The organism is Bacillota bacterium (genome assembly GCA_012839765.1).
In the GTDB taxonomy this organism is placed as follows: domain Bacteria; phylum Bacillota; class Limnochordia; order DUMW01; family DUMW01; genus DUMW01.
The window spans coordinates 1-15,307 of the sequence record DUMW01000098.1 but is presented as its reverse complement, the minus strand read 5'-3'; the positions used below and the strand labels follow the sequence as shown (position 1 = coordinate 15,307).

General features: G+C 54.1%; 13 protein-coding genes. 10 read left to right on the top strand and 3 right to left on the bottom strand.

From position 1 onward, the window contains the following. The gene (locus GXX57_09720) at positions 1-2,424 is read left to right on the top strand and encodes a DUF3794 domain-containing protein (GenBank protein ID HHV44925.1); all 2,424 of its coding nucleotides are present in this window, start codon (positions 1-3) and stop codon (positions 2,422-2,424) included. A gap of 498 nt (positions 2,425-2,922) precedes the next feature. Further along, positions 2,923-4,263 carry a DUF3794 domain-containing protein gene (locus tag GXX57_09715; GenBank protein ID HHV44924.1) on the top strand — a complete coding sequence of 447 codons (1,341 nt, stop codon included), beginning with the start codon at positions 2,923-2,925 and terminating at the stop codon, positions 4,261-4,263. 387 nt (positions 4,264-4,650) lie between these two features. Here the strand turns inward: GXX57_09715 and GXX57_09710 are convergent, their stop codons facing one another. The 3 genes from GXX57_09710 to GXX57_09700 all read right to left on the bottom strand — a co-directional run bounded on the left by GXX57_09710 (position 4,651) and on the right by GXX57_09700 (position 7,644). Next, complete coding sequence (locus tag GXX57_09710) at positions 4,651-5,763, bottom strand: O-antigen ligase family protein (protein HHV44923.1); 1,113 nt, start codon at positions 5,761-5,763, stop codon at positions 4,651-4,653. An 84-nt stretch (positions 5,764-5,847) separates the two neighbouring features. Next, positions 5,848-6,813 (bottom strand): glycosyltransferase family 4 protein, encoded by a 966-nt coding sequence (locus GXX57_09705; protein HHV44922.1) that lies wholly within the window; start codon positions 6,811-6,813, stop codon positions 5,848-5,850. Between the two features lie 426 nt (positions 6,814-7,239). Beyond that, on the bottom strand, positions 7,240-7,644 hold the full coding sequence (locus GXX57_09700) for a hypothetical protein (protein HHV44921.1): 405 nt from the start codon (positions 7,642-7,644) through the stop codon (positions 7,240-7,242). A gap of 276 nt (positions 7,645-7,920) precedes the next feature. Between GXX57_09700 and GXX57_09695 the strand changes: the two genes are divergently transcribed. The 8 genes from GXX57_09695 (at position 7,921) to whiA (ending at position 15,294) form a co-directional block, all read left to right on the top strand. Then, positions 7,921-9,024, top strand: coding sequence for a glycosyltransferase family 1 protein (locus tag GXX57_09695; GenBank protein HHV44920.1), 1,104 nt, complete (start codon positions 7,921-7,923; stop codon positions 9,022-9,024). Between the two features lie 61 nt (positions 9,025-9,085). Beyond that, a complete protein-coding gene (locus tag GXX57_09690) occupies positions 9,086-10,051 on the top strand; it encodes a hypothetical protein (GenBank protein ID HHV44919.1) in 966 nt (321 codons plus the stop codon). A gap of 30 nt (positions 10,052-10,081) precedes the next feature. Beyond that, complete coding sequence (locus GXX57_09685; GenBank protein HHV44918.1) at positions 10,082-10,813, top strand: PHP domain-containing protein; 732 nt, start codon at positions 10,082-10,084, stop codon at positions 10,811-10,813. Between the two features lie 61 nt (positions 10,814-10,874). Beyond that, positions 10,875-11,741: an RNase adapter RapZ gene (rapZ, locus tag GXX57_09680; protein ID HHV44917.1), complete on the top strand. Its 867-nt coding sequence runs from the start codon at positions 10,875-10,877 to the stop codon at positions 11,739-11,741. A gap of 20 nt (positions 11,742-11,761) precedes the next feature. Further along, the gene (locus GXX57_09675) at positions 11,762-13,045 is read left to right on the top strand and encodes a YvcK family protein (protein ID HHV44916.1); all 1,284 of its coding nucleotides are present in this window, start codon (positions 11,762-11,764) and stop codon (positions 13,043-13,045) included. A gap of 39 nt (positions 13,046-13,084) precedes the next feature. Next, positions 13,085-13,504 carry a protease complex subunit PrcB family protein gene (locus tag GXX57_09670; GenBank protein HHV44915.1) on the top strand — a complete coding sequence of 140 codons (420 nt, stop codon included), beginning with the start codon at positions 13,085-13,087 and terminating at the stop codon, positions 13,502-13,504. Between the two features lie 18 nt (positions 13,505-13,522). Then, positions 13,523-14,371: a hypothetical protein gene (locus GXX57_09665; protein ID HHV44914.1), complete on the top strand. Its 849-nt coding sequence runs from the start codon at positions 13,523-13,525 to the stop codon at positions 14,369-14,371. A gap of 11 nt (positions 14,372-14,382) precedes the next feature. After that, the gene (whiA, locus tag GXX57_09660) at positions 14,383-15,294 is read left to right on the top strand and encodes a DNA-binding protein WhiA (protein ID HHV44913.1); all 912 of its coding nucleotides are present in this window, start codon (positions 14,383-14,385) and stop codon (positions 15,292-15,294) included. Positions 15,295-15,307: the final 13 nt, after the last annotated feature.

Genomic DNA, 15,307 nt, shown 5'->3' with positions numbered 1-15,307 from the left:
ATGGCGAAACCAAAAAAGGCCTATATGGTCAGGAATAAAAAGAAAGCACCCATGAGCATCAAGAAACGGAAAATTGATGCTCAAGTTGCCATGGGGATGCCGGTGCATGTCAACGTACCGCAAAAAAGACCTCCGAGAAGATTTCAGCCAACCTTAGCAAAAAAAGAGCTTAGCATAGAACAGGTAACCCCCCTGCAACAGCCCATCGTGGCCATCAAGATCCGGGAAATTCGGGCGGAAGTGCGGGATATCACCACCGAGGTGATCCCGGATAAGGTCATCATCCAAGGAATTCTGCACAAGCAAATCTTCTTCGTGGGCACCGATGACCTGGTCCACCATCAGCCCGAGGACATTCCCTTCAGCACCTTCATCGATCTTCCCGGCGCCGAACCGGGTATGAAGGTCCAGGTAAATGTGGTGGTCGAGCATATTACCTTTAGTCTCATCAACGGCGGTACCGTCGTGCATCAGAAGGTGATCCTGGAGATCTTTGTGAAGGTATTGGATGAAGAGCAGATTCTCATCGAACCCGGTGACCTGCAGATCCTGGGCCGGCCGGTGGTGGGCGAGGGAACAGTGCAGGAACTGATCCAATCCACCTTTACCCTCCCGGTGGCGGCCATAAAGATCTCGGAGATTCGGGCCACCATCGAGGATCTGGAACCTACGGTCATTGAAGACAAAGTCTTGATCCAAGGTACGTTGCACAAGCAGATCTTCTTCGTGGATACCAACAACCTGGAGCGGCACGTGGCGGAGGATGTGGAGTTCAGCACCTTCATCGACATCCCCGGTGCCGAAGAGGGTATGCATGTACAGGTCACACCCACCATTGAAAGTGTGGACTTCGACCTGGTGGACAGCACTACCCTGGAGCAAACGGTGGTGGTAGAGTTCTTCGTTAAGGTGACGGATCTAGAGATCATCGGCGTCACCGCTGGAGAAGGGGAGCCCCTCTTCCAGGTGAATCGGTTTGTGGTGGAGGAAGGCATTCAGTTCATCCTGGAGGAAGAGGTTATCCTGCCCTTGCCGGCGGAAAAGATCGACGAGATCGTGGCCACCTTCGAAAACCTGGAGACCGAAGTCATCGAAGACAAGGTGATCGTCCAAGGTACGGTTCATCAGCAAATCTTCTTCATCTCCGAGGGAGTTGCGCATCACCTGGCGGTGGATCTGGACTTCAGCCGCTTCATCGATGCCCCCGGTGCGGAGCCGGGCATGGATGTGTTCCTCACCCCAGAAGTGGAAGACATCATCTTCGAACTGATCACGCCTACTCTGCTGCGTAAGCGGGTGATCGTCTCCATCGACGCCATTGTGACCGAAGCTTTGCAGATTAACCTGGAAACCGGCGAAGGTCCCTTGCTGAAGCTGGACGAAGTCATCGGAGAAAATACCCGGCAGATCCTCATTGAACGGGATGTTCCCCTAGTACCTCCGGGACCAGTGCTCCCCGAGGTGGTCCCCGCGCTGATCAAGATCGAAGAAGCGGAAGAGTTCAGCGAGCAAGAGGTCATTCGTAACGAAGTGACCCTGCCCACCGCGGCTTTGAAACTACGGGAAGTCACTGGTACGGTGGAGGTCACCGATGTGACCGTCCTGGACAGCATTGTGATCATTGAAGGTAACGTCATCAAGGAGATCGTCTTCGTCGACACCAACAATGTAGTGCAGGAGTTTACAGAGATCGTACCCTTTACCATAGAGGTAGAACTGCCCGAACCCGTAGGGGATCAGCAAATAGAAGTGAATGTGGAGATCGAGAAGATCATCGCTAACCTCATCGACTGCATCACCGTGGAACAGACCATCGTCCTTGAGGCGACGGTGAGTATCGTCTCGGAACGGCAAGTGGAAGTGATTACCGATGTCATCGGCGAAGGCATCGTCCTGGAGCGGATCCTGGTGGAGACCCTGCTAGTTATCAATGAGAACACCATTGAAGTGGAGATCCCCAGTGTTGTGGAACTTGATCCGCCTGCGGCTTCCATTGAAGAGATCACCCTCAACATCCTCGATGCCACCCCGGTGGTGGTGGAGGATGGAGTGGAAATCACTGGAACCATCCAGAAACTAGTCACCTATCTGGACGATGAAGGAGAGACCCAGACCGAGGAAGAACTGGTGCCCTTCGAGTTCGAAGTACCGGTACCCGGTGCTACACCGGATATGGGTGCCCAGATCGACCTGGAGATTGTGGATCTGGAGATCTCCCTGTCCCCCGATGGCACCTTGCTGACGCAGAATATCACCCTGGAGGCCTTCGCCAAGGTACACCTGTTGGTGGAGCTGTTCATTGTTACCGAGGTCTCGGGTCCGGGCATCGAAGAAGTCATTACCGAAGTCTTAACCCTGCAAGTGGTGGGCGAACCGGCACCCCGACCTGTGGAAGTTGTGGTCGCCGTCATCACGTCACCTTAAGATTTGGGGGCTGCTTGGGCAGCCCCTTGATCCCTTCGTTTTCTTTCCTTTATGTATGGACAAGCACCCAAAACCCCCTATGCTTCATAGTCTACTAGTAACTAGGAAAGGGATTCCCTTTGTCACACCGACGTCCTAGTACATATATTGTAGTGACTGAGGGAATATCCCCACTTTGAGCAAAGTGGTGGATGCCTTTCCAGGGAGGGGGGCATGCTGGGACTTCTTGTTATTGGCGTTGTGTTGATCCTCATTGGGTGTTTTGGTCTATATCTGGTTTGGGCCATGGGCCAAAGACAAGGAAACCGTGACTCTCGTTCGGCATCCCAAGCACAGGAATTACCCACCCATTATGCTACCAACCCCGTCTATTTCTACCAGTGTCTGCTCCAACCGAGCGCGGAGTCCCCGGTGACTAAACATTTAACTCCAAGGAGGCAAGACCAGTCAGCAAGGGTAGAAGGTGCTGAACCGGCACCGGAAAAAGGGGGGTACAGTTTGGCTGCTTGCATTAAGGCACAGGTTGTTATTGGTGAGAACACCAGACAGGTTCTTTTGGAAAACGTGTTGGATCTAGGGGCTAACGCCCTAAAGGTTCGCGAGATTCGTGCTGAAGTGAAGGATATATGTTGTGACGTCATCTGTGATAAGGTGATCGTCCAGGGTATCATCCACAAACAGATTTTCTTCGTCGGGGAAGACAACATGGTCTACCACCGGAGCGAAGACGTTCCCTTCTCCACATTCCTGGATATCCCCGGCGCAGAGCCCGGCATGAACTGCCATGTGGAAGTATGCATCGAACACATCGTGCACCATCTTCTGACACCGACGCTGCTCCAACAAAAGGTAATCTTCGAGGTCTTCGCGAAGGTTACCGACACCCAGAATCTGCAGGTCACCATCGGTCCAGGACCTTTGGTGGTCATCGATGAAGTGGTGGCTAAGGTTACTGGGCAGCTCTTGGAAGAGGAAACGGTGGAACTGGAGGTGCCGGCACGGAAGATCAGTGAGATCCGGGCCAAGATCAAGGACATCACCTTTGAGCCCATCTGCGATAAGGTAATCATCCAGGGGATCATACACAAACAGATCTTCTTCATCGACGAGGACAATATTGAAAGACACCAGTCCGTAGATATTCCCTTCAGTCACTTTGTGGATGCCCTTGGAACCATGGAGTTCCATGATGTGCAGGTATGCGCCGAAGTGGTCCACATCAGCTACAAGCTGATCTTCCCGCCAGGGGCAGAGGTGACCACCACCCTGCACGAAAAGGTGGTGGTGGACCTGTTCGTGGAGGTGACCAACCCCAGGCAGGTAACGGTGGTCCTTTCAGAGACCGGAACTCCGGTGAAGTTGGAGCAGGTCTGTGGCGAGAATACCGCCCAGTTCTTGCAGGAGACCAGTCTGCAATTACCTATGCCTGCGGTGAAGGTCAGGGATATCATCGCCAAGATCGAGGACCTGGAGACGACGGTTATCGACAACAAGGTCCTGGTCCAAGGTGTAGTTCACAAGCAGGTGTTCTTTATCGGCGACGACGATCTGGAGCACCATCTAAGTGAAGATGTGCCCTTTAGTGTGGCGGTGGATGTGGAGAATGCCCGTCCAGGCTGCAATGTACGGGTTATGCCTTGCATTGAGCACATCTCCTTCGAGCTGCTCAATGATCTGACCCTGCACCAAAAGGTGATTGTGGCCCTCTTTGTGAAGGTCACCGAGACCCAGCAATTGCTCCTCGTGGTGGAAGGGCCATGCCCGGTACCGGAACCTGAGCCGGAGCCGGAACCAGAGCCCGAACCAGAGCCCGAGCCGGAACCGGAACCAGAACCATAAACAGGACGAGAAGAACGGGTTAGCGCCCGTTCTTCTCATTATGGTGTGTCCGGCATGGGTACTGTCATAGGGTGAGAGTTGCAAAGGGTGAAGGGAGCCGTTAGCGTAGCAGGTGGCTGGAACCTGAAGAAAGCTAGTCTGGTAGGAAAGACTGTCCATTGGTGATCAAGGAGCGAAAGAATTGAATTGGGACGGTTGATGTGTTTGCCGTTGCAGAAGACAACACTGACCTGAGCGCAAAAAGGTGAGCTTGGGTCAGCGCCCCGGGTCTGAGCCCTTGATATGCAAAACACTGGGAGTATGTGGCGGCCAGAGTGATTGCGCCTGTTCCTGGAAGGGTATCGTGTCCTTGACCTGCTGACCCACCCAATCGTTGGCGTCCGAAGCCTAGTTGCGTTCTTCCACGCTTTCCTGCAGGGACACGTACTCTGCGAAAATCAAGCCAAACACGAACCATAGGAAGCTTGCAAGAGCAAAGCCCGAAGTGGTGGCATCAAAAAGCTCCCTTACTACAACCGCAAGCAGGGCGGCACTAACAGGAACGAAGTATGACTTACGCCTACTAATTCTGAAGCACATGTACACTGGGGTGCAGTAGATGAGCGTGCTCAGCACAAAGGCTACAGGCCCGAGCTCGGTGCCAAAGTACAGAAAGATGTTGTGGGCATGGGCCAGCGGTTTTTTACCTTCTTCCAAGTAGGTTGCGTGTGCCTCCGGGAAATGTCCGAAGCCCACGCCGAAGAAGTTGTCCGCCATCATGGAGATCGAAACCCTATAGACATTGATGCGGGCGGAATTCTCGCCCAAGTCAAAGATCGTCAGGAACCTGCGCACCCAATAGTTGTTGGTAGCTACAAACAGGCTGAAAACCAAAGCACCAAGGCAGATGATGATCAGAACCTGCCGACTCCTTGCCGCAGCAAGGAAGAGCACGGCTAAGATTACGATTACACCGATCCAGGCTGCTCTAGACGCGGTGAGGATGATCCCGACAATCGCCAAAAGACTTGCCAAAAGATACAGCCACCGATATGCGGACCTTTCCCGATAAAAGGCGGCGAGAAAGACACCCACAGCGCCGAGAAGGAGGGTACCGGCTGCATTGCAGCCCAAAAGAAGTTCCGCCCTCTGGTGTCCGATGATGTAGTAATCGTAGAAGATATACAAAGTGGCAAGACACGCCCCTAGAATAAAGCACCACCACAAAAACTTCGGACCGAGCCTACGGGCGCAAACTCCCGCGAAAAAGACCGGAAAGATCACCAAGATCAGGCGAAGGACTGTGCTCCATGCGATAAGGCTTTTGGGGGCGGCGACTAAAGTTGCAAGTACAGCCCAAAGGGCCATAAGAAAGGTGAGTCTCGTGAAAAACTGTTTACTGGGCTTGGTATTCCTCGCTTCGGTGAGGAGGTCTTTGCTAAAGGGTGGATACACCAACGAGATAAGAAGGAGCGAAAGCCCTAGCAGGCTTCCACCGATACTTCCTAGTACAATGATCAAGAATGTTATTATGCCCAACCAAATCTCTAGCCGTTTTTCCAAGGACCGCCAAGCTCCTTCCCTGTTGTCTTGCCGAGGCTAAGTTTACACGAGCGACAGGTACAGTCCCTCGGTTTCTCGAATCATGCGTTCTTCCGTATAGTACCTTAAAAACCTCTGTCGCGCCCTTTCCCCTAAGGTTTCCCTGAGATCGCTTTTCTGAAGAGCTTCTTCCAGGGCTTCCCCAAGGCGACTATGGGGTGCTGTAATCCCGGCGTCACCTAGAATCTCACCCAGACCGCACACATCGGCCGCCACGCAGCAGAGTCCCTGGCTCATGGCTTCAATCAAGGCCAGCCCGAAGGTTTCCGTCCTGGAGGGAAGAACGAAGATGTCTAGCGAGTTCAAGAAGGAAAAGGGCTCTTGAAAGCCAAGAAAGGTCACCGGTAGATTAAGCGCGGCGGCGAGAGCTTTAAGCTTCTTTTCTTCCTTTCCTCTTCCGGCAATCCAAAGCTCGTAGGGTGCTTGCACCTTTACTAGTTCCCGAAAGAGAAGGTCCAATCCCTTATCCTTCGTAAGTCTTCCCAGATAGCCGATCCGCGGCGGTGTGTTGGTCTGAGGTTTCCTGAGGAGCGGAACTTCTTCTAGACCGTTAGGAATAACCGCAAGTTTACCCAAGCCCAGGCGCTGCAGCATCCCTTTTTCCCATTCTGTAAAGCAGATAACGGTGGCACTTTGCGCACAAAGCCTGACCGCAAAGCGGTCTAAAGCGTTGTAGTAGCTGTGGGGGGTGAAGACCACAGGTCTATTGCAGCTTAAAACCAGCTCCCGTGCTGCGTGGATATGCACTAGATCAAAAAACGGCGCCATCCTTCTTATCCGGGCGCGCCTTTGCCATGGGCTATCGGGCAATCGTTCCCATTTTAACCCGTCGAAATAGATATGGCCTGGCCCAGTTGGAGTTAAAACCAAAACCTCATGCCCGCGCTGCACAAGTCCTCGGGAGAGGGTGCCTACGGCCTTTTCCGTTCCGCCGAGTTCGGCGTAGGGAACTACCTGTAGAATCCTCATGGTTCACCACCACTTGCGGTATATAAGCTAATAATAGCCTACCCGGGACAAGATTACAAGGATTCGGCCCTGCCGTCTCTTCTCTAAACCGGTCAGTTCAAAACATGGCAAGCTACCGGGGGGTCGGGGCCTGCATGTGTCCGCAGGTAATGCCAGTGCTCAGTGCGCAAAACCCTGCGACCTGCGGTTCCTTCCCGGTCTATTTGCCAGATTGTCGAATAGGATTGAATAAGGCTAGACTACAAAGGGCCCTTGTATGGTCTTTGGTGGTTTTGCGCATGGTTTAAATGAAGAGGGTATTAAATGACTCCGCTAGATTTCCCTCCCGGGACAAGTGGAGCGGGGGCCGCGGTGACAGGAATTCTAAAGGTCAGGGGAGGGCTTGGCCCAGGGCGAAGCAGGGTAATGCGGAGCATTACCCTGGTTTTAAAGGGAAAGGTTATACCAAACCTGTAGTTCGCCATCCAGATCGTAAAGCTGCCAATGTAGCTGGTCTTTATAGAAATACCGGCGGGTTACGGAAAAGATGTGGTAGCGGGTGGGATCTAGTCTGGCAAACATCACCACTGTAAAACCGCGATACTTTATCTCCAATACTTCCGCACCCATCACCGCCACCACCAGCGAGTTGGTAAGGTCAATCCAGTGATTCTTAAGACCGAGGGTTTCCTGTAATTTGGCGTACTCCGTAGGATCCTTGATTACTGTTAAACGTAGGCTACCTTCTTTTTGGTTTCCCTTGGCAATGGGATGGGGATATAAGGGTATATATTCCACCGTGGGGTGTTTGAGTACCTTTTTCCTGGCTTCCCGTAGATCAGGGGTGGACATAAGCCATCCTCCTTTATGGTTTTCTACTAGCTAATTATATGCGGCAAAACTCCTGGGGTTTACGCGGAGGCAAAGGAGAGATTCCTCGGTTGGGTCGGTAACACAATTCTCATTCTATCAACCCTTGGTGGTTGTGCATGGGTCAAGGGAGGGCAATGGGGCAAAGCTTCCTTTTTGGGAAACCAAGTCACGTTTCCTATGATTATTGCATATTAATATATGTGCTGAGCTTGTTCCCCAACGGACGGCTGGGTAGGTGGAAGGGGGCGGCAGCCGTTGAAATGGTTTACCAGGCACCATCCGAGGAGTCTCATTCCCAGGCTGTTGTATGTGGCCAAGGTCCCTTGGGATCCCCAATCCCGAACAGGACAACTGTTGTGGCACGTGGCTAGTCTGGGGTGGCATGTGGATCTTCTCTATGAGACCGAGACTCAGGAAGTTAAGAAGATAACTGATACTCTATATGTTTACAGCCATTGGTCTTTGTTGCTGCGGACAAAATATGGTGTGGTGTGGACCGAAAAGCTCGATCCTTTGCCCCGGCGATTCCGGGCCCTGGTGGTTCAGGAGTGTCATGATCCTGCCCTGCCCTTGCATCCTGATGCCCAGCTTCTCATCTGCACAGACCAACGGTCCTTCGAAGTCCTTTCGGAAAACCACCCCCACGTGCTACTGTTGCCAGACGGGTGCACCGGGGATTTGGTCAAGACGCCACAACCAGCACCCCAGGAGTTTGCCCACGTCCGACGACCCATCCTGGGCTATGTTGGTTCTTTGGAGGATCCTGTAGCCCTGGAACTGCTGAAGCAAGCAGCTACCTATTACCGCTACTGTTCCTTTGCCCTGATCGGTCCCTTGGGGACCGGCTCCATCAGCCTGCCACCCAATGTCCTGGTGTTGGGACCCCGCTCCCGGCAGGAGCTGCCGGCCTATGTGCAACATGTGGACCTTCTTTTACTCAATGTGGAAGACGGGCAGCTTTTCCCCGAGGTATATGAGTACCTGGCTTTGGGGAAACCCCTCATTGTCTTTACCGGGGAGGATTTGAGCTCCCTTGGGCTCCTAGCCTGGGGAAGTATAAAGTGGGAAGGGCTCCAGTCCCAGTTAGAGCAAGCTTTGGAAGAGTTGGGGGTGGTCCCAGACGAAGGCAACCTGGGTTTGGCCTGGGGAAAACGCACTGTCTCTCTCAGTGATCTGAAGCAACGGCAACGGCCGGCCCGTAGTCCAAAACGATCCCAAGGTGTGGCTGCCGCGGAACTTGCGGAAAAGCGCCGAAAGCTGGCTTTCCAAAATACCTGGACCGAGCGGGCCCGACAACTGCTGACGGAGATTCGAAGGGCCTTTGAGGTCCAGGAACAGCAGACACGCAGGTGGTTCTAAGCAGGGACTTTGGGCTTGTCGACGAATTAGTAGGTGATGTCATAGAAAAGGTTGGCTGCCCATGGTCAGGAAGATTGTATCTTTTTTCATCGTTGTGTTCCTGCTTTTTTCTACCCCCGCCTTCGGTAAGCGGATTCTTTGGCAGGCGGAGGGTTATCTGCTGGAAGCCATTCTCCAGGTGGAAGCAATGGATGTGGATGGCGATGGGCGGGATGAGCTCATCGTGTTGGGTCGCAACTATGAGGCCCGGGAGGTTTTCATTTATACTCTTACCTGGAGCGGATCTGAATGGCTGGTACTTTGGAAGAGTCCCAACTTGTATGAAACCGCCAGTCCCGTCGCCATTGCGGTGGGCAATTTCCGGGGGCAGGGCGTGGAGTTGGTCGCCCTGACAAATACCCTTTATAGACTCTACCAGTGGTCATCCCAAGGTTTTGTGGAAGTGTGGCATGGCGCCAACCCCTTTCCGGTAAGACTGGCGGTGGGGGTGTCCGCCTCTGGGCCACAGGATTACCTGGTACGGACCAAACTTGCCCGCCAGACCGATTGGACCGTTTTCGATCAGTTGGTGCTCCTGGTTTGGCAGGAAGGCAAGGGGTTTGTGCAGGTGGCCAGCTCTGCGGAGATTGGCCACGTGCGGGGCATTACCGCTGTGGACTTGGAACCTGACGGAGCCATGGAGGTGGTGGTAGAAAAGGGAGATGTTATGGCCAGCGGCGAGGTGCAAGTTTGGCAGATCCGGGACAACGCCCGCTTCCAGCGGACCTATGCTACCACCCTCAGTAGTTCTCCCATCTTTGCCCTCGGGGGTGGAGAATTCTTGGGAAGTCCTGTTCTGGTGGTGGGGGACAACACGGGACGGGTGAATACTTACGGGTTTACCGGCGGACAACTGAGCGTGACCGGCGACCAACTACGGGTGGGCTACGGCCTGGTGTGGGCAGCGGTGGGCCGGTTTACCGGCAACCCTAATAACGAGATCGCCCTGGTACGGTATCCGGCAGAGTTGATGTTAATCACCGATTAGGTGGGGTATCCTAGGGTCGGGGGCTTGCTTATGCATGTGTTCGCTGACCTGCATACCCATACACGTTTCAGCCACGGCCGCGGCACTGTGGAGGACAATGTCCGGGCGGCGGCCCAACGAGGGCTTTCCCAGGTGGCCATCACCGATCACGGACCGGCCAGTTTCTTCACCGTAGGAATCAGGAACTTCAGTGTGCTGGACGAAATCCGCCGGGAAGCCCGGCGGTGCGCCAAAAAGTACGGGATTGAGGTGCTGGTGGGCCTGGAAGCCAATGTCATTGACCCTTGGGGGACCATCGATGTTCCTCCCGAGGTGGTCGCAAAACTGGATTTGCTCTTGGTGGGCCTCCATCTGCATATTGTACCGAGACGGTTCACCGGGGCGGTGAGACTCCTCTTCCCCCATTATTGGACCCGTTTTACGGGACTGGGCCGCCAATGGACCAGGGGACACAATACCAAAGCGCTTATCTTGGCGGTAAAAGACAATCCTGTGGACATCGTTACCCATCCTGGTTTATCATTAGATATAGACACAAAGGCCCTAGCCGAAGCTTGTGCGCAAAAGGGTGTGGCTTTGGAGATCAATACCAGCCATCTGAAAAGCGGTCCTGATTTCCTCAGGGTCGCCAAAGATACGGGGGTTAGATTTGCCATCTGTTCTGACGCCCACTCTCCCGAGCGAGTGGGAGACCTGGCTTTGGGGGTGCGGAGGGTGCAGGAGGCGGGCGTGCCGCCGTGGCAGATTGTAAACGCCCGGTAGGCTAACTGATGTGGTAGAGGGGAGGTAGCACTGTCACCGTTAGAGCGGCGGTGTAAATGGGATGGGTAACTGCTTAGGGGAGAAACGACTGGTAATTATTACTGGACTATCGGGCGCGGGGAAAAGTGAAGCCATCCGTTCCTTCGAAGACCTAGGTTATTTTTGTGTGGACAACTTACCCCCGGTGCTCATCGTGAAATTTGTGGAACTGTTCTGCCACTCCGATGGCAGGTTTGCGGGAGTGGCCATCGTCTGCGATATTCGCGGCGGCCAGTTTTTTGATGATCTTTTTGTTGCCTTCCAAGAACTGGAAGCATTGGGGTACAAGTACAATATCCTGTTTCTGGAGGCTTCCGACGAGGTTCTAATCCGGCGGTTTAAGGAAACCCGTCGGCGCCATCCCCTCGGTCCTGAGCGGGGGATCGCGGAAAGCATTTCCGAAGAACGCCGTCGCCTTGGGGAGTTGCGGGGACGGGCCGATCGGATCATTGATACTTCCTCCCTTACGGTGGCGGAGCTAAAGAAGCAGATTACCGCCTATCTGGAAAAGACAGAAACCGATCGGTTGACAGTAACCTGTATGTCCTTTGGTTTTGCCAACGGTATCCCCTTGGATGCGGATTTGGTTATAGATGTACGTTTCTTGCCAAACCCCTTCTATGTGGAGTCCCTGAAGAATCTCACCGGCAATGACAAAGAAGTGGATGAGTATATCTTTAAATGGCCCATTGCCCAACGTTTTATGGACAAGTTGCTGGACTTTGTGGGTTTTCTTACCCCCCAATACGTCTCGGAAGGGAAGACCCATCTGACCATTGCCATCGGATGTACCGGCGGTAGACATCGCTCTGTGGCGATGGCTAACCGGTTAGCTGAATATGTGAGGAGTCAAGGGTATAAGACTGTCCTGGAACATCGCGATATATAAATTGGGCAGGGGGCGTGGTCATGCGCGCGTGGAAATGGTTGTACCCCGGTATGGGGGTGAAAAGATGGGTGGTTCTGATCACCCTAGGTGTGTTTTTGTTAGCCCTGGGTCTTGGCGGAATCTTTCATCTTTCGGGCTGGGCCTTTCCCTACCAGTTGGAGGCCGTTGAGGTTCTTGCCCCGGCGGTGGGGCAACATTTGGATGTGGGCTTTGCCGTTGCCTTTATCCTGGCCGGGGGAACCCTTGTAGTCATAGGGATCCGCCGGGTGGTTTTGTCTATTACCTGTGTCCTCAGTCCCTGTCCGGCGAAGGACATTGTGGATGTGGTGTACCGGGAGCGGCAGCTGAACCGGGGCCCGAAGATTGTGGTGGTGGGGGGCGGCACGGGGCTGAGTACTATGCTCCGGGGCTTGAAGGAGTATACCACCAATATCACGGCCATTGTCACTACCACCGATGATGGCGGCAGCTCCGGCCGGCTTTCGGAAGAGTTGGGGGTTCTTCCGCCAGGGGACATCAGAAACAACCTGGTGGCCCTAGCGGATACAGAACCCCTCATGGAGAAGCTATTTCAATATCGGTTTTCCCAAGGCAATGGATTAGCGGGTCACAGTTTTGGTAATCTCTTTTTGGCGGCCATGACCGACATTACCGGGGATTTTCAGGAGGCCATCAGGCTTTCCAGTCGGGTCTTGGCGGTACGTGGTCTAGTGTTGCCGTCCACCCTGAACCGGGTGGTGCTGGAGGCGGAGTTTACCGATGGCACGCGGGCCAAGGGTGAGTGCAACATTGTAGCGCAAAGAAAACAGATCAGACGCTTGCAGCTTGACCCGCGGCCAGAGCCAACGGAACTGGCGATTTCGGCCATCCACGAGGCGGATCTCATCATCCTGGGCCCGGGTAGCCTGTATACCAGTGTCTTGCCTAACCTATTGGTTCCGGAGATCACCGATGCCATTGCCCAGGCCTCCGCGTTGAAGCTGTATGTCTGCAACATCATGACCCAACCGGGGGAAACCGACGGCTACAAGGCTTCGGACCATGTCCGTGCTGTTTTTGACCACGTGGGCTTTCCCATCGTTGAATACGTGGTGATTAACAATGAGTCCCTGAGTCCGGAACTGGCGGCTCGTTACGCCAACGAAGGGGCCTATCCGGTAGAGGTGGATGTGGAAGCTTTACGTGCCTTGGGCTGCAAACCGGTGGTTTCTCCCCTCCTTAACGGCCGAGAATTGGCCCGTCATGATCCTGGTAAATTGGCGCAGATCATTATGCACATTCTATTTAAGTCCCGGGACGAATAGAATGAAAAAGGGGATTCATGCATAGGAGTGATCATGGCGATGGCCTTTCGGTCTTCCTGGCGGATTCCGCTGGGTGATGTGTGTAGGGTGGGTGCCCGGAAGAACTTTTATAGGGTAGTTACCTCCCGGGCCCAACTGGAGGATCTGTGGTCGTACCTTTGGCAGCCCGGTCCGTTGCCAAAGGTTGATTTCGACCGGGAAGTGCTTCTGGGTGCCTTCCTCGGAGAGTGCGCCACGGGAGGGTATGACATCCGGATCCACCGGATATCCAAGCGCCGTGGCCAGTTGATTGTCCACATCAAAATCCAACGGCCTCGCCCCCAGGATCTGGTGACAATGGTGGTGACCTATCCTGGACATATCGTTTCCATCCCCAGGGAAACCTTGGTTGGCGTCAAGACGGTAATCTTCCAGAATCAGAATCGGGAGTTGCTGGCTGAGGTTCCCTTGTGCAAATAACGATCGTGGGGTGGCAAGATGGCTAGGACAGTGTTCACGGTGATCACACCCCGGGAGATCAGGCTGGTTGTTATACCCTTGCTCACCTTGGTTCTCCTCGGTAGTGTCGTGCAGCGGGTGGAACGGTTGTTATACGGTGTAAGACCTGGGGTAACCCTGGAGGGACAGCCCATGGGTGGGTTGTTTCCCCACGAAGTCCGGCGCATTGTGGAGGATCTGGCAGAAGTCCACAGCACACCGCCGGTGAATGCACAGATCGACAAAGCCACCGGTGAAATCATCCCTGGACAGATGGGACGCATGGTGGATGTGGACGGAACGGTGCAAATGGTCCTGCAGGCTAGTCCTAGGGAGAGCCTGAAGCTGGTATACACCGAGGTCCGTCCGGAGATCACCTTTGAAATGCTGGCTAGCCTTCACGATGTGCTGGGGGTCTTTCATACGGTCCTGATGGGTAGTCCTGGCCGTATACAGAACATTCGGTTGTGCATGACCGCCATTGATGGGACGGTGGTGGGGCCGGGGGAGGTTTTTTCCTTTAATCAGGTGGTGGGGGAACGTACCTATGAGAAAGGGTACCGCCCAGCGCCGGTCATCGTGGGTAGCTCAGTGGTGGATGATGTTGGAGGTGGCGTTTGTCAGGTTTCCAGTACCCTCTACAATGCCGTGCGACTGGCAGGTCTGGAGATTGTAGAGCGGCACTTGCATAATATGTCCGTCACCTACATTGCCCGGGGGATGGACGCCACCGTGGCGTGGCCCGATGTGGACTTCAAGTTTCGGAACAATACCCCGTGGCCAGTGATCATCTCAGCGGTGGTGGATGGTGGACAGGTGAGAACTGCCATTATTGGCAGAAAACAGTGAGGAGATGCTGAATGGCTGATACCTTTTCCCGCAGAGTGAAAGCAGAGCTGGCTACCTTGCCCGTGGATAGGAAATGTTGTGTGGAAGCGGAGTTAGGTGTGCTGGTGGACTTGACCGGCCGACTGACACCGGGTACCACCGAGGGAAGGCAATTCGAATTCTGGTTTGATCATCCCTCGGGTGCCAAGCGGGTTTTCATGTTGCTCAAACAGTTGGGGGTCAATGGTGCCTTGGAAGTGGTGCACACGGGACGACCCAGGCGGTCAAAATATGTGATCCGTATCCCTGCGGAAGTCTTGGGCTTGCTTTCGGAAGGACCCACCAATCTGGAAAATAGCTGCTGCCAGCGAGCCTGTCTGCGAACCTATTTTCTCTGTACAGGTTCCATCACCGATCCACAGCGGGGCTATCATCTGGAGATAAGCCTTACGGATCGGAACGAGGCGGATCTGGTCATGGGTTATCTGAAGCAGCTGGGGATTGAAGGTGCGGGGTTGGTTTACCGCAACCGTAGTCCCGTGGTTTACCTGAAGCGGGCCGACAGTATCGCTGATTTCCTCCGGTTGGTGGGGGCTAGTGTGGCAGTGATGAGATTTGAAGAGGTCCGTGTCCAAAAGAACGTGGTGGGACAGGTGAATCGACTGGTGAACTGCGAAACCGCCAACATGGACAAAACAATCAAAGCCGCTATGGAACAAGTGAACGAGATTAAGCTTATCGAGGCGAGGATGGGCCTGCATAATCTGCCCGATGGCTTGCTACAGGTGGCCTTAGCGCGACTAGAACATCCCTATGTCAGTTTGGCGGAGCTCGGCCGCTACCTGGATCCCCCCCTTACCAAATCGGGGGTGAATTACCGGTTGCGAAGACTTAGTGCCATCGCCGCTGAGCTGTCAGACCAGGAGGATAAGCAACTGGGTTAACGGGGTCAACCCG

Coding starts and splice junctions, on each gene's coding strand:
- GXX57_09720 (HHV44925.1), top strand. CDS start 1: ATGGCGAAACCAAAAAAGGCCTATATGGTCAGGAATAAAAAGAAAGCA.
- GXX57_09705 (HHV44922.1), bottom strand. CDS start 6,813: ATGAGGATTCTACAGGTAGTTCCCTACGCCGAACTCGGCGGAACGGAA.
- GXX57_09700 (HHV44921.1), bottom strand. CDS start 7,644: ATGTCCACCCCTGATCTACGGGAAGCCAGGAAAAAGGTACTCAAACAC.
- GXX57_09690 (HHV44919.1), top strand. CDS start 9,086: ATGGTCAGGAAGATTGTATCTTTTTTCATCGTTGTGTTCCTGCTTTTT.
- GXX57_09685 (HHV44918.1), top strand. CDS start 10,082: ATGCATGTGTTCGCTGACCTGCATACCCATACACGTTTCAGCCACGGC.
- rapZ (HHV44917.1), top strand. CDS start 10,875: ATGGGTAACTGCTTAGGGGAGAAACGACTGGTAATTATTACTGGACTA.
- GXX57_09675 (HHV44916.1), top strand. CDS start 11,762: ATGCGCGCGTGGAAATGGTTGTACCCCGGTATGGGGGTGAAAAGATGG.
- GXX57_09670 (HHV44915.1), top strand. CDS start 13,085: ATGGCCTTTCGGTCTTCCTGGCGGATTCCGCTGGGTGATGTGTGTAGG.
- GXX57_09665 (HHV44914.1), top strand. CDS start 13,523: ATGGCTAGGACAGTGTTCACGGTGATCACACCCCGGGAGATCAGGCTG.
- whiA (HHV44913.1), top strand. CDS start 14,383: ATGGCTGATACCTTTTCCCGCAGAGTGAAAGCAGAGCTGGCTACCTTG.